We start from the raw sequence: 23,397 nt of genomic DNA, 5'->3' as shown, positions 1-23,397 counted from the left end.
CATGGCGCGTGAGCCGAGCGAAGCCCCGCCCCGCCCCTATACGCCGGGATCGCTGCTGCCGCAGGGCCGCATCACAGGGCCCATGCCGTGGGTGATCGCGATCATGATGTTCCTGACCGTGCTGGCGACGGCGGCCGGCATCGCGCTGGATCATGCCGCGCGGACACTGAGCGCTGACGTCTCAGATCGCGTGACCATCCAGATCGCCGAGGCCGATGGCGAGTTGCGCGGCCGGGCAGTGCGACGCATCGTGACGCTCCTCGAGGAGACCGAGGGTGTCGGCAATATCGAGGTCGTACCCGACGCCACCCTCTCCGCCCAGCTCGCGCCGTGGCTCGGCAGCGACATGAAGATCAGCGACATTCCCATCCCCGCGCTGGTGGATGCCGATCTGGTAACGGAGGAGGGCGAACGCGAGGAGCGGCTCGTCACGCTGGACAGGGCCGTGAAGGCGATCAACGAACAGGCGCGCGTGGAGCCGCATGCCAATTATCTGACGCCACTCGCGCGCCTTGTCGGCGTCATCGGCATCCTGTCGTTCGGCGCCGTCGCGCTGATGGCGATCGCGACGGGCGCGGTCGTCGTGCTGGCGGCGCGCGGCGCGCATGCCACGCATCGCGGCACCATCGACATCATGCACATGCTGGGAGCCACGGATGCGCAGGTGGTCCGCCTGTTCCAGCGGCGCATGATGCTGGACGCGCTGTTCGGCGCCGTGATCGGCTTCACCGTCGCCGTCATCGTCATCATCCTCGTCGGCCGATCCATGGCGGCGGTCGCCTCCGATCTGGTGCAGAGCGTCTCGCTGCCGGTCTTCGCATGGGTGCTGCTGCCGCTCCTGCCGCTCCTCGGCGTCGCCGTCGCCTGGCTTTCCGCGCGCGTCACGCTGCAGCGCGCCTTGAAGCGGTCGCTATGACCCGGCGCCTCCTCGCTCTTGCGCTGATCCTCTGGGCGCTCGGCTTCGCCTGGTTCGCGCTGCTCCTGCCGCAGCCGCATGGCGACGAGCATACCGACGCGATCGTCGTACTCACCGGATCGGCCGGGCGGATCGATCGCGGGCTTGCGCTGCTGCGGCGCGGAGAAAGCGAGCAGATGCTCGTCTCCGGCGTCGATCAGGATGTCCGCCCGTCCGAATTCGCCAAGGCCTATGGCGTACCCAAAAGGCTGATGGACTGCTGCGTGACGCTCGGCCGCGAAGCGATCGACACGCGCTCCAACGCGGTCGAGACCAGCCGTTGGCTTGCGCGGCGAAAGTACAAGTCCTTGCGGATCATCACGGCCGACTGGCACATGCGCCGCGCGCGCTACGAGCTGTCGCGGCAGGTCGAGGAGCCGGTGACGATCGTGCCGGACGCCGTGCGGTCCAATCCGAGCCTGACGGTGCTGATGCGCGAATATCACAAATATCTGCTGCGCCGGGCGGCCGGCCTGATCGGCATCTGAGCGCGCGCCATGCCACCCCTGTCCCGGTTTGGTCTCCTCCTCGCTGCTGTTCGGTCGGCGATCTTCGCCGTGCTGTTCTATGGCATGACCGTCGTGCTGGTGCTCGCGGCGGTGGTCGCTCTGCCCGGCGGCTGGCGCAGCGTCGCCTGGGTCGCCGAGCGCTGGTCGCGCATCCATAGGCTGCTGATCCGCTGGGTTCTGGGCCAGAAGATCGTCATCGAAGGCACATTGCCGGCCGAGCCCCTGTTCATCGTCGCCAAGCATGAATCGATGTTCGAGACGCTCGATGCCCTCTGTCTGTTCTATCGGCCTGTCATCGCCGCCAAGCGCGAGCTCATCGACATCCCGGTGTGGGGCGCCATCGCCGGGGCCTATGGACTGATCGCGGTCGATCGGGAGGGCGGTGCGAGCACGCTGCGGACCATCCGCGCGAAGGCGCGCGCGGCCTTCGCGCTCGGCCGGCCGGTGCTTCTCTATCCCGAAGGGACGCGCGTCGAGCATGGCGCTTCGCCGCCGCTCAAGGCCGGGTTCGCGGGTCTCTATGCCGTGCTCGGCTGCCCGGTCATCCCGCTGGCCATTAACAGCGGGCGGCTCTCGCCCCGCCACGGCTTCCTGAAACGCCCGGGCACGATCACCTATCGGTTCGGCGAGCCGATCCCGGCCGGTCTGCCGCGGGCGGAAGCCGAAGCGCGCGTCCACGCCGCGATCAACGTCCTCAATCGTCGGGACGAGATCGCGTAATTTTCTTTCGAAAGTTCGGAAAGTTCGGGGGTCGGCCTTCATTTTTTTCCGGCTCCTTCCCGCCAGCTTGGCCGCTGAGGCGCGACCGAATCAGGGGCATGCCATGGACGTCCGCCTGTAGGACAGCCCGTGCAGCAGCGTCGGCAAACCGAACGGCACTTTTTCGACTCGGTCTGGCGCGAAATCGATTCGGTTCGCCGTTCGTTCATTGTCGTTTCATCGGCAGGCGCGGATACAAACGACAACAATGGGTCGCGCTGCGCGCGCAAACAGGCCGCGCACAGCGGCGGGAGATGTCGTAATGAACCGGATCACATCCATGCTCGGCCAGCGGATCGGCATCGGCCTGACGCTCGTCGCGGTCGCCGCGATGAGCGCGACGCCGGTAATGGCGCAGGTCGGGACGGTCGACCCCAATAGCGCGATCGACGCCGACCTCGTTCCAGGTGCGCCCGCGAGCGACAATGGGATCACCGGCGCACCGCCGGCCGACACGGCTCCGCCGCCCGCCAGCCCACCCGCTTCGACGGCAAGCACAGCGACCGGCACGCCGGCGCCCGCACCAAGCAGCAGCGCCAGCGAGTCCGTCGCGGCGGCCGGCGTACCCGCGGGCGCGGCATCGACCACGTACAAGAAGGACGACCTGATCGGCGCGGCCGAAGGCGTGTTCGGCAAGGGTGCGGAAGGCCTGGCCGGCATCCTCGAAAATATCCTGCGCGATCAGGGTGAGCCGGTCGCGTACATCGCTGGGCGCGAGGCCTCCGGCGCGGTCGGTGTCGGCCTGCGCTATGGCTCGGGCGAGATGTTCCACAAGGTCGAGGGCCAGCGCGACGTTTACTGGACCGGTCCGTCGCTCGGCTTCGACCTCGGCGGCAACGCCTCCAAGACCTTCGTGCTGGTCTATAATCTCTATGACAGCCAGAATCTCTACAAGCGTTATCCGGCCGGCGAAGGCGCCGCCTATCTCGTCGGCGGATTCAACGCGAGCTATCTGCGCCGCGGCAATGTCGTGCTGATCCCGATCCGGCTCGGCGTCGGCTACCGGCTCGGCATCAATGCGGGCTATATGAAGTTCTCCGAGAAGCGAAACTGGCTGCCGTTCTGAACGGTCGCGGCCACGCTCTAAAGCCCCGCTATTTCACACCCTAGAATAGTCATCCCGCCTGCCCGCTAGCCAGCGCGCGCGCAGGCGCTAGATTAGGTTGCTAAGGACAACGAGTCCCGCAAGGAGATAGATCATGGCCGATAGCGACCCCTCCCAGAACCTCCCGACCGGCTATGAACCGCCCAAGGTCTGGACCTGGGACAAGGGCCATGGCGGCGCCTTCGTCGGCATCAACGCACCCACTGCGGGCGCCCGCGAGGAGGTCAAGCTCCAGCGCGGCGAGCATCCGCTGCAACTCTATTCGCTGGGCACGCCCAATGGCCAGAAGGTCACGATCATGCTCGAGGAGCTGCTCGCCGCCGGCCATGATGCGGAGTACGACGCCTGGCTCATCAACATCGGCAAGGGCGACCAGTTCGGCAGCGATTTCGTCGCGATCAACCCGAACAGCAAGATCCCTGCGATGCTCGACTATTCGCAGGACCCGCCGCTGCGCCTGTTCGAGAGCGGATCGATGCTTGTCTATCTCGCCGAGAAGTTCGGCGCCTTCCTGCCAACCGGGCTGCGCAAGCGCACCGAGACCTTCAACTGGCTGATGTGGCAGATGGGCTCCGCGCCGTTCGTGGGCGGCGGCTTCGGCCATTTCTATGCCTATGCGCCGATGAAGATCCAGTATGCGATCGATCGCTATGCGATGGAGACCAAGCGCCAGCTCGACGTGCTCGACCGGCAGCTGGCCGACAAGGAGTTCATCATCGGCGACGAGATCACCATCGCCGATTTCGCGATCTTCCCCTGGTACGGGAATATCATGCGCAATGCCTATCAGGGTGCCGAATTCCTGCAGGTGCAGGAGTATAAGCATGTCGACCGCTGGGTGGACGCGATGAACGCGCGCGAAGGCGTGAAGCGCGGCCGGCTGGTGAACAGCGGCGCGCCGGGCGGCCTCGCCGAGCGCCACAGCGCTGCCGATATCGATGCCGCCTTGAACGAGGGCGCCAAGGCGATCCTCTGACCTGACCAGCCGCCGTCGCGGTCAGTCGTCATGCCAGGACAGCGGCCGCGCGACGCTCTCCAGCGGCTGGCGCTCGCTCCTTATGCCGAGTAGCGCCGCCGCCAGTGCGGCGAGGCCCATGAGGGCGGCGGCGAAGAGATAGCCGCCGAACACCTGATCGCGCGAGCCGCTCTCAATGAGCAGGCTGAATGCCCAGGGCGCGAGCACGCCGCCGATGCCGGTGCCGAACGCATAGAAGATCGCGATGGCCAGCGCGCGCACCTCGATCGGGAAGCATTCCGCCACCGTCAGATAGGCCGATGAGGCGGCAGCCGAGGCGAAGAAGAAGGTGACGCTCCACCAGAGCGTCTGCGTCGTCGCATCGAGATGTCCCTGTTGGAAGAGCCAACCGCTGATCGCGAGCAGGATGCCTGAGGCGGCATAAGTCAGCACGATCATCGTCTTGCGGCCGATCGTGTCGAACAGGCGGCCAAGCAGCAGCGGGCCGAGGACGTTGCCGAGAGCGAAGGGCAGCACATAATAGCCGGTCTGATCAGACGGGACGCCGTAGAAGTCCGTCAGCATCATCGCATAAGTGAAGAAGATCGCGTTGTAGAGGAACGCCTGGCTCGCCATCAGGATGAGGCCGAGCAGGGTGCGGCGCGGATAGAGCCGGAACAGGGCGGCGAACACGTCGCCAAGCGGCGTCGTGCGGCGACTGCGGAGGCGAGCCTCGTGCTCGGGCGGGGCCAGCACATGGCCAGCGCGCTCGAACCCGGCCTCGATCTCGCCGACGATGCGCTCGGCCTTTTCCGGATGGCCATGGATGATGAGCCAGCGCGGGCTTTCCGGGATCCAGCGGCGCAGGAACAGGATGGCGAGGCCGATCGCCGCGCCACCGAGGAAGGCGAGCCGCCAGCCGGTCTCGGGATCGATCACGCGCGGATCGAGCAGCAGGATCGACAGGCCGCCGGCCATGGCCGCGCCGACCCAGAAGCTGCCGTTGATGACGAGATCGGTCCAGCCGCGGCGGCGGGCCGGGATCAGCTCCTGAATGGCGCTATTGATCGCGCTATATTCGCCGCCGATGCCGGCGCCGGTGAGGAAGCGGAACAGGACGAAGCTGGCGAGATCCCACGAAAAGGCCGTCGCGGCGGTCGCGGCGAGATAAAGCAGCACGGTGATGCTGAAGAGCTTCTTGCGACCGAGACGATCGGTCAGCCAGCCGAAAAACAGGGCGCCGATGACCGCGCCGGCCAGATAGGCGCTGTTGGCGAGGCCGACATCCGAGGGTGTGAAGCGCAACGCCGGACTCTCGCGCAAGGCCCCGGCGACGGAGCCCGCGAGCGTCACCTCGAGGCCGTCGAGGATCCATGTGATGCCGAGCGCGATCACGACCAGCCAGTGAAAGCGGCCCCATGGCAGGCGATCGAGCCGCGCGGGCACGCTGGTGGTGACGATGGCGGTCTGGTGCGGTTCCGGCATGAAGGCAAAACCGGCAAGGATGCCAAAGGGTTGCAGCGGGCGGGGGGTATGGACGGGGTCAAAGAGCGGTGACGGGCCGCCATGCCAGAGGCCTGCGGTGTAGGACAGTCCTTTCGTACCCCGTCGTCATTCCCGCGAAGGCGGGAATGACGAGATGGGCCGATGGAATTGCCTTGCCGTAAATCGATATCTAAATTATCGTTTATCGATAATACAGGAGTCGAGACATGGCCCATCGTGATTCACCCGCACTGCCGATCGCTTATGTGATGCTGCGCATTCTCATCCTGCTGAACTGGATCGGCGGTGCGGCCGTGCTTGCGCTGCTCGTATCGACAGTCGTAGCGGAGGCATGGACGATGAAGGCGCTCGGCATCGATCCCGGCAATTTCCCGCCGATGATGGGGTTGCGCGCCATCGCCGTGCTGGGGCTCGTCGCCGTGCCGTTCAATTATGCGATCCTGCGCAAGCTCGTGCAGATCGTCGAGACGGTGCGGCAGGGCGATCCGTTCGTCGCGGCCAATGCCTATCGGCTGCAAAGCATCGCCATCGCGCTGCTCTGCCTGCAATTGCTCAGTATGGTCATCGGCTTCATCGGCGAGGCGATCTCGACGCCGAAAAATCCGGTCACGCTCGACGCCGGCTTCTCGCTCAGCGGCTGGCTGGCGGTGTTCCTCACCTTCGTGCTGGCGCGCATCTTCGCCGAGGGCACGCTGATGCGCGAAGACCTGCGCGGGACGATCTGAGGTGGCGATCGCCGTCAAGCTGGACGACCTGCTCTACGCGCGGCGCATGACGCTCACCGAGTTGTCCGACCGGATCGGCATCACGCTCGCCAATCTCTCGATCCTCAAGACCGGCAAGGCACGCGCGATCCGCTTCTCGACCCTTGAGGCAATCTGCGAGGTGCTGCAGTGCCAGCCGGGGGATGTGCTGGAGTTCGTGGCGGACGGGTCGGAGAGCGGAGCTGACGAGGCGGCTGGGGCGCAGGTCTAGGCTCTCCACTCATCAGCCACCAGCCACACCGCCCACATCGAGATCACGCCGCGCGGAGATGATCGTCACGGCCATGCCGGCCATTGCGTCGAGCAGCACGATCATCGTCAGCAGGAAGAAGGTGGAGGTGCCGAAGCTGGGCAGCAGCAGGAACTCCACCAGGCAAAGGATGAACACGCCCATCGAGAGCATGTGGTTGATGATCGAGGGGGAGGCGGTGCGCGGCGCCTTGATCACCTCGATAAGCAGGAAGACGATGGAGAGCAGGATCAGCAGATCGCCCCAGCCCAGCGAGAGGGTCGTGCCCGAGAGCATCGGCATGACGAACGCCTCGGCGCGCAAGGTGGCAAGCAAGCTCGGCTCGGCGCTTCCGGCAACGGACGGTGCCGAGAAAAGCGCCAGCAAATTGTAGATCAGCACCGGGATCAGCAGGAACGGGAATATCTCATACATGCCCGCGCTGCTGCGGCTGGTCCTCACGTCCATGGCTTGGTCTCCTTCTCCACGCTCGAACGCACAGTGCGGGATTTCGGGTCCGCACGCCAGATGAAGCGAGAGGCGCGGGACGTGCGTCAGTCCGCCAGCATCTGTTCCAGCACCGGGCTGATCCATTCCCGCGCCATCGCCCCCTCGCGCCGGACGAGGCGGACGGCGAGATTTTCGCGCACGGCGAGCGCCGCCCCATCCTCATAGCCCAGCACGGTGAGCGCGGTCGCCCAGGCGTCGGCCTCCATGGCGCGCTGGTGCAGCACGCTGGCGGCGACGATGCCGTTGCGGACGCGCGTACCGGTGCGTGGATCAAGCGTGTGGTCGCCACGCACATAGTTGCCCGAAGTCGCAACGGCGAGCTGGCAGAGCGCGACGCGGATCGACGGCAGGCGCACGTCCGGGGGCATTTCCAGCGCGATCCACCAGGGGTCTCCGTCGGGACGCAGGCCGCGCCCGGCGCATTCGCCGCCGATCTCGACGAGGCAATGACGCAGGCCGTGCTCGCCGAGCAGATCGGCGACGGCATCCACGGCATAGCCCTTGGCAATGCCGGACAGATCCAGCCACAGCCCGCCGGGCTGGCGCAGGCGCCCGGCCGCGGCATCGAACACCAGTCGCTCCCAGCCGCCAAGGCGCTGGGCTTGCGCGATCTCGCCCTCGCCCGGCTCATCCTCGCGTGATCGCGGACCGAGGCCATAGGCATCGGTCAGGCGGCCGGCCGCAGGATCGAACGCGCCATCGCTGCGCTCGGCGATAGCGAGCCCCGCCTGCATGACGCGCGCGAAATCGGGCGGCAGCAAGGTCCAGCTCCCGCCCGGCGACCGGTCGAAACGGCGCAGCAGCGACGCATCCGACCAATGGCTCATCTCGACATCGAGACCGTCAAGCCGCGCCTGGATGAGGGCGCGCAGGGCCGGCAAGTCCGGGTCCGGCCCGGTGGCGAGACGCACGGCCCAACTGGTGCCCATGGTCTCACCGGAAAGATCGGAGATGCGCGCCGCCGGGTCGAACCCGGTCAGCGCGCTTGCCTCGATCACCGCAGGGACGGCGATCCGTTCCGTCGAAGCCGTGACGCTCAGGGCGCCATCACTTCGAGCGTGGCGGTGTAGCTCATGCGGCGGCCGGTGGCCTTGGCGATGCTCGGGCTCTTGTCCGCGAGCGTCGTGTTCAGCCAGAACATGCCCGCCTCGGGCCAGTTCACCGTCGCGACGCCGTCCGCGCCGGTCATCACCTCGAACGAGCCGTCGCCATCGCGATAGCGCTTGCCGCCGGGCACGATCGTGACCTTCAGCGCCTGCGCCGGCTTGCCGTCGACGAGGAACTTGAACTGCGAGGGCTCGCCGCGCACGAGCTCGGCCGGGTGGGTGACCGGCAGCATTTCGAGGCCCTTGTTGGTCGGCTGGAACACTGTGGTGGTCGGCTCGCCCGCCGTGGCAAAAATCTCGTTGCGGCCGGATGTCTCGGTGATGTTGATGTCCGTCGCGTTCGCAGGAATTTCGTCGATGCTGCCCACGAAGCGCGGGGCCGGGCCGGGGCCAGCCTGGTTCATGTTCGGGCCGCCCGGCGCACCCTGGCCCGGCGCAGCACCGGGAGGCGGACCACGACGGCCGCCGAGGCGCCACTCGACGCCATCGACCTTGAACGTGCCGCCGACGCCGGACTGGGCCGTGCCGATCTTCCAGGTGCCGGGCTTGTTCAGCTGCACGTCGAAAGTCGAGCGGACATTGCCGGTGGAGGGATTGGCGATCTTGCCCTCGCTGCCGTCCGGCGCCCAGACCTTGACGCCGCCAAGCTGCATCGGGCGGTGATCGGGGAAGAACAGATCATTGGAGGCGGCGGCATCGACCGTCACCCAGTCCTCGGCGCCCGAAAAGATGGTTGCGGAAGGCAGCAGCCAGCCGCGATGGGCCAGCGACGGGGTCGAAACCGCGATCAGGGCCGCGGCGGCAATCAGGCGTGTCTTCATGCGCATGAGATGGGACCTTTCAGCGTGAGAGAGTGATGGCACCGAGTTCGCTCTTGCCCGAGACCGAGCCACGGGCGGCGGGAATGGCGAGCGGCAGGGAGAGGATTTCGCGGCCGCCCGTCTCGCGGGCCGCCTCGACATAGAGCGTATACTGGCCGGGCTTGAGATCGGCCGGAAGCGCGACCTTGTGCGTGCCCGGCGCACGGGTCGCACCGCTGATGCCGTCGGCCGGCTGCTTGAGCGCGCGGCCGCCCTTGCGCCACCAGGTGCGCAGGTCCGCCAGCCACTTGGTGCCCGGCTCGTTGCCCTTGAGCTTGATGTCGTACCACACGAACACGGTGCGCGCTGCGCCGCCGCCGGCTGGCTCCACCCAGGCGGCGACATAAGGCCGGTGATATTCGGCGACCTTGAGCTGCGGGATCGTGATGCTGACGCTGGCGGCCGAGGCAGGCGCGGAAGCCAGACCGGCGATCAGGAGGGACGTCTTCTTCATGAGCGTTCGGGAACCTCTAGTGAATGAACAGGATGGCGATGACGAGCGGGATGACGAGCCCCAGGCCGACCAAGGGCCAGGTCGATGGGCGATGCCTGGCGTGGAGCTGCAGCAGGAACAGGCCGGTGATGGTGAAGACGACGCACGCGAGCGCGAACACGTCGATGAACCAGAACCAGGCGTCGCCGCTGTTCCGGCCTTTGTGGAGATCGTTGAAATAGGAGATCCAGCCGCGATCGGTGTGTTCCGAGGTGATGGCGCCGGTCGCGCGATCGATGCTGACCCAGGCGTCGCGGCCCGGGCCGGGCAACGCGACATAGACTTCCTCTTCCGACCATTCGCCCGGCTTGCCATGCGCAGCCAGCGCGACTCTCGCTTCGACATCATCCGCCACCGCGTCCGGCAGCGGCGCGCCTTCGGCAGGCGTCGTCTTGAGCTGGGCAAGCAGCGGCGCGGGCAGGGTCGCGGAGCCCTGCGTCACCTTCGGCTCGGCGGAAATGGTCGAGGCGTGGTTGAGCGTGATGCCGGTGATCGCGAACAGCAGCATGCCGACCAGCGAGATGGCGGCGCTCACCCAGTGCCATGTGTGCAGCTGCTTGAGCCACCACATGCGCGCCTTCTTGTTGCCCCTGGCGACGGCAGGCCTGGAGGGCGCCTGGGTGGCACCGCCATCGGGTTTCGTTCCGCCGTCCAAGGTTCGGGCGTCCATTTCGGTCCTCGTGATGAACGGACCCGGCTGAATGGCCGGAAGCGCTCGAATCGTCGTGTCGTTCCAGGCTCTTTGCCCATATTGCGAGGCATTCGCAAGAGTCGTCGTTCAGCGTGTCACTAAGGGATTCTGCGGACTGGACGCGAACCGGCGGACCAACTATGCGAATGACTCGCAGTTACATCAATTGGAATCTGGCGAGCAGGGGATGAACGCGCACTTCAAAACGGCCTATCGCGTCGAGGACGGGGAATTGCCGACGCCCGTCGAGCGCTCCGCCTATCGTCGCTCGCGCGGCGCTGACCCGGTCGCGACGATCGGCGCGCTGGCGCTCGGTCTCGCGACGGTGGGCGCGTTTGCCTGGATGAATCCAGTCTTCGTGAAGAAGGACAAGCGCGAAGCGACCATCGTCGCCATGCTCGAACTGCCGGACGATCCGCCGCCCGCCGCTGAGACGCCGCCACCTCCGCCCGACGCTCCGCCGCCGCCGCAACCGGCCGTGGTCGCGCCGGTGCCGATGGTGGCGCTGGCCGCCGCGCCGACGATCGCCGCGCCGCCGCCCATGCCGCAGCCTGCCCCGCCCGCGCCGAAGGCAGCGCCGGGGCCCGGCCCGGCGGTGATCGCCAAAGGTCCGGAAAATGTCGGCGACCTGTCCGCGCAGGTCGTATTCCGCAAGCCGATCCGCGTGCCGCTGGAATCGCGTCGCGCGCACGAAGAAGGCATCGTCGTCCTTACCGTGCTCCTCTCCGTGGACGGGCGCGTCGCCGATATCTCGGTCGCGAGCAGCAGCGGCTTCCCCCGGCTCGACCGGGCCGCGCTGGAAGCCGTCGCCGACTGGCGCTGGTCACCATTGGTCCGCAGCGGCCAGCCGGTGATGGTGCGTGGCATGGTGCGCATTCCCTTCATCCGCGAGCGCGACGACGGCCGGGGCAGTCGCCGCGGCCATGGCCGGGGACATCATGGCGACCGGGATGGCGGACCTCCGGGCGACCGCGATTTCGATCGTGACGGCCTGCGGCCCGACGACCACGTCTGACCAATAAGCCGATCGCGGCGTGCTTGCGCGCCGATGATTGCGCGCGTCGGCGTCTCACTGAAATATTGCGCGACAGATATGCGAATTATTCGCAATAACAATTGACGTCGATAATGACTCGCAATAACGAGCGCCCCGAAGATCAATCCAGACGGGGGAATTCATGTCCAAGATCCGCTCGCGCCAGACCCAGGCGTTTCTCGCATTGTCGTGTGTCGGCGCGCTCATCAGCCCTGCCGCGCATGCGCAGCAGACCGGCGAGCAGGAATCGCTCGGGGGCGAGGAAGTGCGCTACACCGACGTCGAGGAGAATAGCGGCCGCCAGCAGGAAACGCCCAAGGCGACCCGCACCGTCCGCGACACGCCGCAGACCGTGACGATCATGACCAATGCGGTCATCGAGGCGCAGAACCTGCTGACCCTGCGCGACGTGCTCTCGACCGTCCCCGGCATCACTTTCGGCGCCGGTGAGGGCGGCGGCGGCTATGGCGACAGCATCACGCTGCGCGGCTACTCGGCCAATACCGACATCACGACCGACGGCGTGCGCGACAGCGCGCAATATTCGCGCACCGACTCCTTCAACACCGAGCAGGTGGAAGTCACCAATGGCGCCAACTCCTCGGTAGCAGGCGCCGGCTCGGTCGGCGGCTCGATCAACATCGTGACCAAGCGCCCGATGCCGGACACGAAGATCGTCGCCAATGCCGGCATCGGCACCGACAATTATTATCGCGCCACGGTGGACGCCAATATCCGCGCCAGCGACTTCATCGCCTTCCGCCTCAATGCCATGTTCCACGAGAACGACGTGCCCGGCCGCGACGTCGAGGATTATTCGCGCTGGGGCGTGGCGCCGTCGATCACCTTCGGCATCGATGGCCCGACCCGTCTGACGCTGCAATATCTGCACCAGTACGACAAGAATATCCCGCAGTACGGCGCGCCTTATGTGAACGCGCTGGGCGGCCTGCTGCCGGGCGCGAGCGCCAGCGCTTATTATGGCTACAGCAATGTCGATACGCAGGAGACGACGGTCGATCAACTCACCGCCATCTTCGACCATGAGTTCAGCGACACGGTCAGCATCCGCAACCTGACGCGCTACCAGAATGTGGAAGCGCTCTCGATCGTCAATCCGCCGCAAGGCACCTATTGCATGGCCTCGGGCACGCAGCCGAACGGCAATCCCTGCGTCGTCGATCTCGACACACGCACCGGCACCGGCCAGGTGTTCAACATCACGATCCCCGCCGGCTATTACATGCCGACCGGCCCCCGCGGCACGACGCGCGACAGCCGCAACGAGCTTGCGTTCAGCCAGGTCGATCTCAAGGCGGTGTTCGACACCGGCGGCCTGGAGCACACGCTGGTGCTTGGCGCGGCGGTCGGCTGGGAGAAATATCACCTGAATTCCGGCAATGTGCTGCGCGCCGCAGACGGATCGAACCCCGTTGCGTTCAATCCGCTCGCGCCGAGCGCGGATGCGCATCTGCCCTATATCAACATCGCCAATCCCGCGGCGATCGTGGCCGGTCCGGCCATTGCCGGCGGCGTCTATGGCAGCAATGTCTATACCGGCCCGATCAACTTCACCAGGACCGGCACGACCGACGGCGAGCTGCACAATTACGCCGTCTATCTGTTCGACACGATCAAGCTGACCGAGCAGTTCGAGCTCAGCGGCAGCCTGCGCTACGAGCACAACAAGGGCACCAATCGGGCGGACACGATCGCCGGCGCCACCTCGACCAGCCCGGGCGTGGTCACGACCGGCACGACCTTCACCAACAGCGACGATCTCTTCTCCTATCGCGTCGGCCTGGTTTACAAGCCGATCGAGGCAATCAGCATCTACGCCGCCTATGGCACCAGCAAGACGCCGTCCAAGAGCTCGGTCAACGGCACCTGCTCGGCGACCACCTGCAATGTGGACCCGGAAAGCGCCAAGAACTACGAAATCGGCGTGAAGGCCGAGGTCGGCGAAGGCGTGCTGCTCACCGCCGCCGCGTTCCGCAACGAGCGCAGCAACTACAAGGTCGATGGCCCGATCACGCCGCAGAACCCGACCGGTGAGCAAGTGCTGGACGGCACCTCGCGCGTCAACGGCATCGCACTCGGCGCCAATGGCCAGATCACGCCGCAGCTCGCGATTACGGCCAACTATACCTATCTGGACAGCCAGATCCTTCAGAGCGTGCGCGACGGCGTCATCGATCCGCTGGCGGGCGCGACGCTCACCAACGTACCGCGCCACTCGGGCTCGGCCTTCGTGACCTATGCCTTCCCGTTCGGCCTGCGCGTCGGCTACGGCTTCACCTATCAGGGCAAGTTCGACCTGAACTCGGGCACCGGCGCCGCGGTCATCTACCAGGTGAAGGACTATCTCATCCACAACGCCTTCCTGGCCTATGATGTCAGCGATCGCTTCTCGGTCCAGCTCAACGCCAAGAACTTCACTGACGAGCTCTACTTCACCGGCGTGCGCAACGGCGCGACGACCAATGCGCAATGGGCCCGCGTCGGCGAGCGCGCCGCGGCGGTCCTGACGCTCGGCTATAATTTCTGAGGATCATCGACCGGTTCCCTCGGGGGCGACGGCTGTGGGAGCCGTCGCCCCTTTTCTTTTCCGCACCCATGAGGTCTAGAAGACACCATGCTCCTCCAGATCCCCTCCCTCTTCTCCGCCGACGAAGTGCGCGAGTTCCGCGCCGTTCTGGAAAGTGCGGACTGGCAGGACGGCCGCATCACAGCAGGGCATCGCGCCGTGGGCGTGAAGGACAATCTCCAGCTTGCCGAGAACCATCCCGTCTCCAAGGCGCTGGGCGACCGCATCATCGACCGGCTGGCGCGCACGCCGCTCTACATCGCCGCCGCGCTGCCGCTGCGCATCTATCCGCCGCGCTTCAACCGCTATGAAGGCGGCGGCACCTACGGCAATCATGTCGACAATGCGATCTTCCCGATCCCGGGCACGCCGCTGCGCCTGCGCACCGATGTCTCGACGACCGTCTTCTTCAGCGACCCGGACGAATATGAAGGTGGCGATCTCGTCATCGAGGACACTTATGGCGAGCAGCGTGTGAAGCTCGCGGCAGGCGACATGGTGCTCTATCCCGGCAGCAGCCTGCACCGCGTCGAGCCGGTGACCAAGGGCACGCGCTATGCCTCCTTTTTCTGGACGCAAAGCCTCGTGCGATCGGACGCGCATCGCCGCCAGCTCTTCGAACTCGACAGCGCGATCCAGACGCTGACCGCCGATCATCCCGGCCATGAGTCCATCGACGGCTTCACCAACGTCTATCACAATCTGCTACGGCAGTGGTCAGACACCTGAGCGGCTGATGGTCTCCGGAGGATGGCCAGGTCAGACGTGGTTGGGGATCACGTCCACGACATCACGATCTTGCCGATCGCCGTCCCGCCTTCGAGCGCGGCATGGCCGGCGCGCAGATTCTCGGCGGTGGCCGGCAAGGTCTGCGTGCGCGTCGTCCGGACTTTCCCCGCATCGACCAAAGCCGCCAGCTCCGCCAGCATCGCGCCCTGCTCCTCCGGCCGGAAGCCGAACATCGCCTTGGCGAACATATATTCCCAGTGGACGGTGAGCGCCTTCTGCTTGAACGGCTTCATGTCCATCGTCGCCGGCTCGTCGATCACCATGAGATGGCCGAACGGGCGGAGCAGGCCCGGCACCGCATCCCAATAGTCGCCCGTGCTGGTCGTGATGAAGATCGCGTGCAGTCCGGAAATGCCGATCCGGGCCAGCTCGTCGCCAAGCGCGCGACCGATCACATGATCCGCGCCCATATCCTTCGCCCAGGCGATCGTCTCGGGCCGTGTGGCCGTCGCGATCACCGTCGCGGGTGTCAGCGCCTTGAGCAGCTGGATTGCGAGCGAGCCGACACCGCCCGCGCCGCCGACGACCAGCACCTGGCTGTCCGCCGCATAGGCGACGCCGCGTTCCAGCATCGCCTCATGCGCGGTGAGCGCGGTCAGCGGCAACGCGGCAGCATCGGCGAAATCGAGCGAGCCCGGCTTGCGCGCAACGATCCGGTAATCGACCGCCTGCTTCGTCGCATAGCTGCCCGCGCGCGTCACATCGCCCGCATAATAGATCTCGTCGCCCAGCGCGAAGCCGGTGACGTCTGCCCCGACCGCCTCGACCACGCCCGCCGCATCCCAGCCGAGGATCGCCGGCCCGGCATCGCTCCCGCCGCGCACCTTGCGCAGCTTGGTATCGACCGGATTGAGCGCGAACGCCTTGACCGCCACGAGCAGATCTTTGGGGCCGATGACCGGGTCCGGCACATCGCGCAGCTCCAGCGCGAAATCCTCGAGCGCATGCGCGCTGTCATAGGCGAAAGCCTTCATGCCGATCTGCTCCTTCTGTCGTAACGGATCACTTCGCCCCTAGCGAAACGCTCCGATAATGTCAGCGCCCGCCCGAGACGTTGATCACCGTGCCCGTGATGAAGGACGCCGCCGGCGAGGTAAGGAAATGCACGGCCTCGGCGACTTCCTCCGGCTTGCCGAAGCGGCGCAGGGGAATCGTGTTGACGCGCTCGGGCCATTTGGTCGGGTCGTTGGAGTCCGTATGGATCGGCCCCGGCGAGACGGTGTTCACGCGGATGCCGTCCTCGGCCACTTCCTTGCTGAGCGCGGTCGAGAGCACATGCAGGCCGTTCTTGGCGGCGGCATACCAGACGCCGAAGCCAGGACTGCCATTCTCTGCAGCACGCGAGCCGATGAAGACGATGTTGCCGCCCTGCCCGCCCTTGTTGACCGACATGCGGTTGATCGCCTTGGCAGCGCAGAAATGCGCGCCGAGCAGATTGAAGTCGAAGGCGCGGCGCAAGGTTTCGACCGAGACATCGATGAAATTGGACGGCGGACCGCCGAAGCCCCCAGCATTGTAGACGAAGGCGTCGAGCCGATCGAACTGTGCATCGAACTCGGCGAACATCCGGCGGATGTCGTCCTCCTTGCCCATGTCGGCCTGGATGACGGCGGCCTTGCGGCCCTGCGCGCGGACGTGCTCGGCGACGCTTTCCGCCGCCTCGCGGTTGTTCACATAATTGACGGCCACGTCATAGCCGCGCTCCCCCGCCATGCGGGCGATGGCGCCGCCGATGCTGCGGCTTCCCGCGGCGATGAGCATCACAGGTGCGGACATGTCGGTTCTCCTGTGCTGGCTCAGCGGGCGCCGCTGACCATGAGGCTGGCGGACGAGACGAACGACGCATCGTCCGAGGCGAGGAAGAGGACGGCGGCGGCGACTTCTTCCGCCTTGCCATAGCGGCCCATCGGGATTTCGTGGATGCGCTGCGGCGCGCTCACTTCATTGTTCATATCGGTCGAGATCGGGCCGGGCGAGACGATGTTGACGCGGATGCCCTCGGCCGCGACTTCCTTGCCGACGCCGTAGCAGAAGGCCTCGAGACCGGCCTTGGACGTCGCGTAGACGATGGCCCGGCCCGGCGCGCCATAGAAGGTCGCGCGCGAGCCCATGAGCACGATATTGCCGCCCGCGCCGCCGCGCTTGGTCGACATGCGGCGCACCGCCTCGCGGCAGGCAATGTGCGTGCCGACCAGATTGACCTCGATCACTTCGCGCAGATTGTCCCACTCGGCATCGGCAAGCTTCGAGGGCTTGGGCAGGATGCCGGCATTGAGCACGAGACTTGTGACCGGCCCAAGCGCGGCCTCGGTCTCGTCGAACATGCGGATGAGATCAGCTTCCTTCGAGACATCCGCCTTGATGACATGGGCGCGCTGCCCGGCCGCGCGGATCTCCGCCGCGACGTCCTCGGCCCCTTCCGGACGGCTCACATAGGTCAGCGCCACATCGAAGCCGCGCTGCGCGGCAAGGCGGGCGATGGCCGCGCCAATGCCGCGACTCCCCCCGGTAACCAGCATGATCGGCGATGCCACGGCCCCCGTCTCCTCAAAACTCTGTCGGCCTCCTGTCACGCCGCGCGGCGCCGATATCAAGGAAAGACGGTGGTTTTCCGCCCTGGTAAAGACGTGCTGCCGCGCAGGGACATTTTGGCCGCGCGTCCCCGCAGTAAGACAATCACGACAACCGTTGCTTGTTCCATTCAGCGAGACGGTGTAACGAAAAACCGGCTATGCCGCGCCGAGCATGCCCGACCGGCATTTCTCATGCCGAAACAGTTGGTGCGCTGCTGACCGGCGGCACTAGCCTGAATTCACGTGAGATCCGCCAAGGCGGACACAAGAAGGACGGACTCCTGACATGACCGATACCATCACAGCTGAACCTGCCTCGCTCGAAAAGCGCATCGACAACTTGCTGGTCGGCGCGGTCGATCTGCATTGCCATTCCGGTCCCTCGGTCATGGCGCGCGACATCAACCATGTCGAAGCGATGGAAGAAGTGGCTGCGGCGGGCTTCCGCGGCATGCTGATCAAGGATCATTATTATTCCGCGACGCCGATCGTCCGCCTGCTCAAGGAGACGCATGGCCATCTCGGCGTCGATCTCTATTCGGGCGTGCCGCTCAACAATTCGAACGGCGGCTTCAACAAGCATGCGGTGGATGCGGGCTGCGCACTCGGCGCCAATCTGGTGTGGATGCCGACCTTCTCGTCGAAGAACCACATCGATTCGCCCTATGGCATCAAGGCCAATTTCCCGCACACGATCACCAAGATGATCCCGTTCGAGCCGCTGACCCCGCTGGACGAGAATGGCAACATCAAGGACGAGGTGAAGGAAGTCCTCGATCTGGTCGCGGAATATGACGTGATCCTCTCGGGCGGCCACATGCACGTCTCGGAAATCTTCAAGGTGTTCGAGGAAGCCAGGAAGCGCGGCGTCAAGAAGCTGCTGGTCAATCACCCGACCTTCATCCTCGAGTTCACGCACAAGGATATCAGCGAGATCGTCCGCCTGTACGACGCCTATATCGAGCACTCGCTGTGCATGTATATCGAGCTGACGCGGCGCCCGAAGCCCATGTATCCGCCCGAAGAGCTGGACCTGCTCATCAAGGCCGCGGGCGTCGATCGCACCATTCTCGCCTCCGACATGGGCCAGAAGAACAACGACCACCCGGTCTATGGCTTCCGCGAAGTCATCCGCAATTGCATCCAGATGGGCTATACCGATGAGGACATCACGAAGATGATCTCGAAGAATCCGTTGCGTCTTCTCGGCATCGAGGAGTAAGCTCCTCTCCAGTTGCTGCAAGAAGGGCTCCTGCGAAAGCGGGAGCCCTTTTTCTTTTAGGTAGCCGTACCTGCCCGAATAGCGCTGTCATGTGTTCCTGCGAAGGCAGGAACCCAGAGCCCAACCGAAGACCTTAACGGCCCTGGGCTCCTGCCTCCGCAGGAGCACGGCGCGTGTTTGGCAGGCTGTGCGTCAAGGCACCCAGGCCGTCGGCGCGAGGATCTGGTCGTCGGTCATCACCTCGACGATGGCCGGCGCATTGGCCGCCAGCGCCTCGCGCAGCACGGGCGCGATGTCCTCGGGACGCTCGACCTTCCAGGCCTTGCACCCGAAAGCTGTCGCCGCCGCCGCATAATCGACCGGCGAGAAGCGCCAATACTCATCGAACGCGTCGACCCCGCCCCACACATTGCGCTCCTGGCTGAGGCTGTTGTTGGCGTTGACGATCGTCACGGTGTTGATGCCGTAGCGCACGGCCGTCTCCATCTCGGCAAGATGGTAGAGGAAGCCGCCGTCGCCGGTGAAGCAGACCACCGGGCGATCCGGCACCGCGCATTTGGCGCCGAGCGAGGCAGGATAGGACCACCCAAGCGAGCCCGCCGGGCGCAGCAGGGTCTGGCGCGGGCTGCTCAGGTGAATGTGACGGCAGGCCCAATGCGCGGCATGGCCGGTATCGACCAGCAGCACCGCATCCTCCGGCAGCACGTCCGAGAGCACCCGGCACAGCCGCTCGGGACGGATCGGCACCGCCTTGGAAAATTCCTCCGTCTGCAGTGTCTTCGCCCAATCGGCCTTGAGATCGGCGATCCGGCCCAGCCAGGCCGAGCGATCGGGCTGCGCCGGGGCAGCGGCGCGCAGCTGATCCAGCACCGTCGCCGGATCGCCGGCCATGCCCGCCTCCAGCGGATAGTTGCGGCCAAGCTCGCGTGGATCGACATCGATCTGGATCGCGCGGACGCCCGGCACCGGCACGCGCCAGGTCGCCGTGACCATGCTGCCGGTCGTGGTGCCGACGAAGAGGATAAGATCGGCTTCGGAGACCGCCTTGTTCGCCGTCTCGCGCGAATAGGTGCCGACGCAGCCGACCAGCAGCGGATCGCTTTCCGGCAGGGCCGCCTTGGCATCGAGCGAGGTCGCGACCGGGATGCGCAGATGATGCGCGAAGGCGCGCAACGCCTCGAAGGCATTGCTCTGCCGGATGCCCGCTCCCGCGACGATGATCGGCTTGCTCGCCGAGCCGATCACGCGCAGCGCCGCCTCGACATCCTGCGCCGGTGCCGCTTGCCGCACCGACGGCGCACTCGCATAGCGTACATCGGGCAGCGCGGCCCCGGCGGTATCGTCCGCCAGCACGCCGCCGGTGAAGCCGTTCAGCTCCAGATGCACCGGCCCCGGCGCGCCGCTGGTGGCCACGCGCATCGCCTGCCCCAGCAGCTCGGGCAGCCGATGGCCGCCTTCAACCCGCATGCTGGCCTTGGTGATCGCACCCCAGATCGGCTGCTGGTCGATCTCCTGATAATTGTTGCGATAGCGCGTGTCGGCCGTGCCGCCGCCGGTCAGCGCGAGGATCGGCGCATGCGCCATATAGGCGTCGAGCATGCCGGCCGCGAGATTGGAGGAGCCGATCGCCTGCGCCGCACAGACGCCGATCTTGCCCGAAGCGCGGGCATAGCCGTCCGCCATATAGGCCGCCGCCTTCTCGCTATGCACCACGACCGGGCGCACGCCGACGGCATGCATGTCCTTCACGGCATCGGGCAGGATCAGCGGCATGTGGAAGAAATGATCGAGGCCACTGCTCGCCATCGCCTCGGCCAGATAGCGATTGCCCGTGCGCACCGTCCCGGCCGCCGCGCCCGTCACATTGTCGTACATCAGGCAACCCTCCTTGCGACCACGCGCGCCTGCGCGCCATCTCCCCCGGCGAGCGGCAGTGCGGTGAATAGGAATTCGACACGATTGCCCGCGAGCGCGGCATGGCCAGTCAGATGCTCGCAGATGAGGATGCCGTTCGCGAGCAGTTGCTTGTGCACTGGCCAGTCGAAGCCGGGTTCGCGCAGATGATAGACGAGGTCCGGCGTCGCGAAGTCGCAGGCGAGCAGCTTGATCTTCTTCGCCAGCAGCCACGCCGCCGCTTCCGGGCTGAAGCTTGGATGGCTCTCGTAACGCGGCGTACCGAAATGCTGCGCCCAGCCGGTATCGACCGCGACGATGTCGCCTTCCTGCAGCAGCGGGCGCGCAGCCTCCAGATCGGCGACGTCGATGATCTCGTCATTGTCCTTGGGGATGTGCCAGACGACACCCGCCCCGCTCATCCGGTCGAGCGGGATGGACGACATGTCCGGCCCGTCCGCGAAATAATGGAGCGGCGCGTCCACATGCGTGCCGGCATGCGCGACCATATGGATTTCGGTCACGTTATAGGGATCGTCCGGCAAGGTGCGCAGCTTGTTGAAGCTCGGCTTGGGGAAGATCGAGGCGCAGGGCATGTCCGGCCCGACCTGATGGGTGAGATCGACCCAGGGACCGGCGGGGGTCAGCGGAGCAGGCTCGGGAAGGTCGATCCAGCCGATCCAGCCGGTCGGCACGACGGGGCACTGCTCGCACATCTGCCTAATCCTCTTCCTGTTTTGCCCAGCTCTTGACCGGTTCAGCATCCGGCTCGACCCCGGTGACCGCCACCATCATCGCCGTGCCCCAATAGCTGGCGATGATCGCGGCCATCTCCATGACCAGTGCATCGCCGAACATCGCGCGGACATCGGCGAGCGTCTTGTCCGAGACGGAAAGCTTGCATGTCTCGTCGGTGAAAATCGCGACCGAGCGCTCCGCGTCGGTCAGCTTGTCATAATCCCGCGTGCGGATCGCTTCCTGCTTCTCCGGCGTGAACCCGAGATTGGCAGAGATGGAATCGTGATGATGGAGCTCATAGGCGCAGCCGGCATTGTGCGCGACGCGCAGGATCAGCACTTCGCGCAGCCAGTGATCCATCGTGGTGTCGCGCGTCATCGCCTGTTTGAGCGCGATATGACCGCGCCAGAGCTTCTCGGGCATGTGCAGCGCGATATGCGTGATGTTGAGCGGGCGATTGGGCGGATATCCCAGGATCGCCAGCCGCTCGGGCGCGATCGTCTCCAGATCCGGATAGGGCAGCCGCGCCATCAGGTCTGCACCGCGAAGGGATCGCGCTCATCGTCTGAGAGGTTGATCATCACATTCTTGGTGGTGAGGAATTCCTTCAGGCCTTCCTCCCCGCGCTCGCGCCCGAAGCCGCTGTCCTTGACCCCGCCGAACGGCGTCTGCGCGGCAACGGCGCGATAGGTGTTCACCCAGACCATGCCGGCGCGCAGCTCGCGCGAGACGCGGTGCATGCGCTTCAGCCCTTCGGTCCAGATGCCCGAGGCGAGACCGAAATTGGTGTCGTTGGCGATAGCCAGCGCCTCCTCCTCCGTCTCGAACGGGATGACCGAGAGCACGGGGCCGAAAATCTCCTCGCGCGCGACCTTCATGTCGTTGCTGACATTGCCGAAGATGGTCGGCTGCACGAACAGCCCGTCCTTGAGCTCGCCCTCGCGCGCCGCATCGCCGCCGGCGAGCAGCTCAGCACCATCATCCCGCGCGGAGCGGATGAAGGAGAGGATGCGCTCGAATTGCGGCTCGTTGGCGGCCGTGCCCATCTCGGTTGCAAGATCGAGCGGATTGCCGAGCTTGATCGTCTTCGCCCGCGCGACCAGCCCCTCGACGACGCGATCATAGACCGGCCGCTGCACCAGCAGGCGCGATCCCGCGATGCAGGTCTGCCCGGTTGCCGCGAAGATGCCAGCGAGCGCGCCCGCCACCGCCTTGGGAATGTCCGCATCGTCGAAGATGATGTTCGGCGACTTGCCGCCCAGCTCCAGCACCACAGGCGTCAGGTTGAGCGCCGCTTCCGAGGCGATCTGCCGCCCACCGTGGCTGGAGCCGGTAAAGCTGATCTTGTTGAGGCCCCCGCCCCGCACCAGCGCCTGCCCGGTGCGCACGTCGCCGGTGACGACATTGACGACGCCCTTGGGAAAGCCTGCTTCCTCGACCAGCTTGGCGAATTCCAGCGTGGTGACCGAGGCATGTTCGGAAGGCTTGATGACCACACTATTGCCCGCAGCCAGCGCCGCCGGCAGCTTGTTGCCGATCAGCGCGATCGGCGAATTCCACGCCGTGATGATGCCGATGACGCCGAGCGGCTCCATCGAGGCGTAATCGAACATGTCGCGCCGATCGAGTGGGATGACCTTGCCGAAGATCTTGTCCGCATAGCCCGCGAAGAAGCGGAAAGTCCGCGCGACAAACTTCATCTGCGAGCGCGTCTCGCGCACGATCTTGCCGTTGTCCGTGGATTCGAGCGTGCCCATGCGGTCGGCATCGCGCTCCAGCAGATCGGCAAGCCGGTTCATCAGCCGTCCGCGCTCCAGCCCCGAGGTCTGCCGCCAGCCATGCTCGAAGGCGCGCCGCGCCGCTGCGACCGCCGCCGCCACATCGGCCTCATCGGCTTGCGAAATCGTCGCCCAGGCCTGCTGGTTGAACGGATTGAGCGTGGGAAACCGCTCGCCGGAGGAAGGCGGCACCCAGGCGCCGTCGATGTAGAGGTCCCAGTCCGTCAGTGCCGCCACGCCGCATCCTCTCGTTGCACGCCCGCTGTAGGGAGCGGCAGACCCCGCTCCAATAAGTAATGCCGATCAAGAATAACCGGACAGCATGGCGACGACGTGAAT

General features: G+C 65.9%; 24 protein-coding genes. 11 read left to right on the top strand and 13 right to left on the bottom strand.

Annotated features, from left to right (window positions below; genetic code table 11):
- Position 1 precedes the first annotated feature (1 nt).
- From KM135_RS17340 to yghU, 5 genes are all read left to right on the top strand, one after another.
- Positions 2 to 916 carry a cell division protein FtsX gene (locus tag KM135_RS17340; RefSeq protein WP_221715310.1) on the top strand — a complete coding sequence of 305 codons (915 nt, stop codon included), beginning with the start codon at positions 2 to 4 and terminating at the stop codon, positions 914 to 916.
- Positions 913 to 1,443 carry a YdcF family protein gene (locus tag KM135_RS17335; protein WP_221715309.1) on the top strand — a complete coding sequence of 177 codons (531 nt, stop codon included), beginning with the start codon at positions 913 to 915 and terminating at the stop codon, positions 1,441 to 1,443. Before KM135_RS17340 ends, KM135_RS17335 begins: the two co-directional genes overlap by 4 nt.
- A 9-nt stretch (positions 1,444 to 1,452) precedes the next feature.
- The gene (locus KM135_RS17330; RefSeq protein WP_221715307.1) at positions 1,453 to 2,184 is read left to right on the top strand and encodes a lysophospholipid acyltransferase family protein; all 732 of its coding nucleotides are present in this window, start codon (positions 1,453 to 1,455) and stop codon (positions 2,182 to 2,184) included.
- 301 nt (positions 2,185 to 2,485) lie between these two features.
- Positions 2,486 to 3,289 carry a DUF1134 domain-containing protein gene (locus tag KM135_RS17325; RefSeq protein WP_246606273.1) on the top strand — a complete coding sequence of 268 codons (804 nt, stop codon included), beginning with the start codon at positions 2,486 to 2,488 and terminating at the stop codon, positions 3,287 to 3,289.
- A gap of 133 nt (positions 3,290 to 3,422) precedes the next feature.
- Positions 3,423 to 4,304, top strand: a complete 882-nt coding sequence (yghU, locus tag KM135_RS17320) for a glutathione-dependent disulfide-bond oxidoreductase (RefSeq protein ID WP_221715304.1) — start codon at positions 3,423 to 3,425, stop codon at positions 4,302 to 4,304.
- A gap of 21 nt (positions 4,305 to 4,325) precedes the next feature.
- On the opposite strand, the gene KM135_RS17315 is transcribed toward yghU, so the two are convergent.
- A complete protein-coding gene (locus tag KM135_RS17315; RefSeq protein WP_221715303.1) occupies positions 4,326 to 5,768 on the bottom strand; it encodes an MFS transporter in 1,443 nt (480 codons plus the stop codon).
- A 227-nt stretch (positions 5,769 to 5,995) separates the two neighbouring features.
- On the opposite strand from KM135_RS17315, the gene KM135_RS17310 reads away from it, so the two are divergent.
- Together KM135_RS17310 and KM135_RS17305 are read left to right on the top strand one after the other, a co-directional pair.
- The gene (locus KM135_RS17310) at positions 5,996 to 6,514 is read left to right on the top strand and encodes a DUF2975 domain-containing protein (protein WP_221715302.1); all 519 of its coding nucleotides are present in this window, start codon (positions 5,996 to 5,998) and stop codon (positions 6,512 to 6,514) included.
- Between the two features lies 1 nt (position 6,515).
- Positions 6,516 to 6,764 (top strand): helix-turn-helix domain-containing protein, encoded by a 249-nt coding sequence (locus KM135_RS17305; RefSeq protein WP_221715301.1) that lies wholly within the window; start codon positions 6,516 to 6,518, stop codon positions 6,762 to 6,764.
- Positions 6,765 to 6,776: 12 nt separating this feature from the next.
- On the opposite strand, the gene KM135_RS17300 is transcribed toward KM135_RS17305, so the two are convergent.
- From KM135_RS17300 to KM135_RS17280, 5 genes are all read right to left on the bottom strand, one after another.
- Positions 6,777 to 7,250, bottom strand: a complete 474-nt coding sequence (locus KM135_RS17300; RefSeq protein ID WP_221715300.1) for a hypothetical protein — start codon at positions 7,248 to 7,250, stop codon at positions 6,777 to 6,779.
- Between the two features lie 86 nt (positions 7,251 to 7,336).
- Complete coding sequence (locus tag KM135_RS17295; protein ID WP_343228222.1) at positions 7,337 to 8,290, bottom strand: FAD:protein FMN transferase; 954 nt, start codon at positions 8,288 to 8,290, stop codon at positions 7,337 to 7,339.
- A gap of 38 nt (positions 8,291 to 8,328) precedes the next feature.
- The gene (locus tag KM135_RS17290; RefSeq protein ID WP_343228221.1) at positions 8,329 to 9,219 is read right to left on the bottom strand and encodes a DUF4198 domain-containing protein; all 891 of its coding nucleotides are present in this window, start codon (positions 9,217 to 9,219) and stop codon (positions 8,329 to 8,331) included.
- Between the two features lie 19 nt (positions 9,220 to 9,238).
- Positions 9,239 to 9,712, bottom strand: coding sequence for a DUF2271 domain-containing protein (locus KM135_RS17285; protein WP_221715298.1), 474 nt, complete (start codon positions 9,710 to 9,712; stop codon positions 9,239 to 9,241).
- A gap of 16 nt (positions 9,713 to 9,728) precedes the next feature.
- Complete coding sequence (locus KM135_RS17280; RefSeq protein WP_246606288.1) at positions 9,729 to 10,322, bottom strand: PepSY-associated TM helix domain-containing protein; 594 nt, start codon at positions 10,320 to 10,322, stop codon at positions 9,729 to 9,731.
- Between the two features lie 307 nt (positions 10,323 to 10,629).
- Here KM135_RS17280 and KM135_RS17275 point away from each other — a divergent pair, with 307 nt between their 5' ends.
- From KM135_RS17275 to KM135_RS17265, 3 genes are all read left to right on the top strand, one after another.
- Entirely contained in the window at positions 10,630 to 11,457 is an 828-nt protein-coding gene (locus KM135_RS17275; RefSeq protein WP_221715296.1) for an energy transducer TonB, read from the top strand.
- 163 nt (positions 11,458 to 11,620) lie between these two features.
- The gene (locus KM135_RS17270) at positions 11,621 to 14,026 is read left to right on the top strand and encodes a TonB-dependent receptor (RefSeq protein ID WP_221715295.1); all 2,406 of its coding nucleotides are present in this window, start codon (positions 11,621 to 11,623) and stop codon (positions 14,024 to 14,026) included.
- 87 nt (positions 14,027 to 14,113) lie between these two features.
- Positions 14,114 to 14,794, top strand: a complete 681-nt coding sequence (locus tag KM135_RS17265) for a Fe2+-dependent dioxygenase (protein WP_221715294.1) — start codon at positions 14,114 to 14,116, stop codon at positions 14,792 to 14,794.
- A gap of 47 nt (positions 14,795 to 14,841) precedes the next feature.
- Here KM135_RS17265 and KM135_RS17260 read toward each other — a convergent pair whose 3' ends face one another.
- The 3 genes from KM135_RS17260 to KM135_RS17250 form a co-directional block, all read right to left on the bottom strand.
- The gene (locus KM135_RS17260) at positions 14,842 to 15,828 is read right to left on the bottom strand and encodes a zinc-binding alcohol dehydrogenase family protein (protein ID WP_221715293.1); all 987 of its coding nucleotides are present in this window, start codon (positions 15,826 to 15,828) and stop codon (positions 14,842 to 14,844) included.
- A 61-nt stretch (positions 15,829 to 15,889) separates the two neighbouring features.
- Complete coding sequence (locus KM135_RS17255; RefSeq protein WP_221715292.1) at positions 15,890 to 16,630, bottom strand: SDR family NAD(P)-dependent oxidoreductase; 741 nt, start codon at positions 16,628 to 16,630, stop codon at positions 15,890 to 15,892.
- Between the two features lie 20 nt (positions 16,631 to 16,650).
- Positions 16,651 to 17,388 (bottom strand): SDR family NAD(P)-dependent oxidoreductase, encoded by a 738-nt coding sequence (locus KM135_RS17250; protein ID WP_221715291.1) that lies wholly within the window; start codon positions 17,386 to 17,388, stop codon positions 16,651 to 16,653.
- Between the two features lie 325 nt (positions 17,389 to 17,713).
- Here KM135_RS17250 and KM135_RS17245 point away from each other — a divergent pair, with 325 nt between their 5' ends.
- Positions 17,714 to 18,649 carry a DUF6282 family protein gene (locus KM135_RS17245; protein WP_221715290.1) on the top strand — a complete coding sequence of 312 codons (936 nt, stop codon included), beginning with the start codon at positions 17,714 to 17,716 and terminating at the stop codon, positions 18,647 to 18,649.
- A 192-nt stretch (positions 18,650 to 18,841) separates the two neighbouring features.
- Here the strand turns inward: KM135_RS17245 and KM135_RS17240 are convergent, their stop codons facing one another.
- The 4 genes from KM135_RS17240 to KM135_RS17225 are packed head-to-tail and all read right to left on the bottom strand — an operon-like array spanning position 18,842 to position 23,295.
- Positions 18,842 to 20,524 (bottom strand): thiamine pyrophosphate-binding protein, encoded by a 1,683-nt coding sequence (locus tag KM135_RS17240; protein WP_221715288.1) that lies wholly within the window; start codon positions 20,522 to 20,524, stop codon positions 18,842 to 18,844.
- The gene (locus KM135_RS17235; RefSeq protein ID WP_221715286.1) at positions 20,524 to 21,258 is read right to left on the bottom strand and encodes a cyclase family protein; all 735 of its coding nucleotides are present in this window, start codon (positions 21,256 to 21,258) and stop codon (positions 20,524 to 20,526) included. Before KM135_RS17235 ends, KM135_RS17240 begins: the two co-directional genes overlap by 1 nt.
- A 4-nt stretch (positions 21,259 to 21,262) precedes the next feature.
- Positions 21,263 to 21,811, bottom strand: a complete 549-nt coding sequence (locus KM135_RS17230; protein ID WP_221715284.1) for a carboxymuconolactone decarboxylase family protein — start codon at positions 21,809 to 21,811, stop codon at positions 21,263 to 21,265.
- Positions 21,811 to 23,295, bottom strand: coding sequence for an aldehyde dehydrogenase (locus KM135_RS17225; protein ID WP_221715282.1), 1,485 nt, complete (start codon positions 23,293 to 23,295; stop codon positions 21,811 to 21,813). Before KM135_RS17225 ends, KM135_RS17230 begins: the two co-directional genes overlap by 1 nt.
- Positions 23,296 to 23,397: the final 102 nt, after the last annotated feature.

It is taken from the genome of Sphingobium xanthum, assembly GCF_019737615.1.
In the GTDB taxonomy this organism is placed as follows: Bacteria; Pseudomonadota; Alphaproteobacteria; order Sphingomonadales; family Sphingomonadaceae; genus Sphingobium; species Sphingobium xanthum.
Note: the sequence above shows the minus strand (reverse complement) of the source record. Positions and strands in the feature narration are given on the sequence as shown.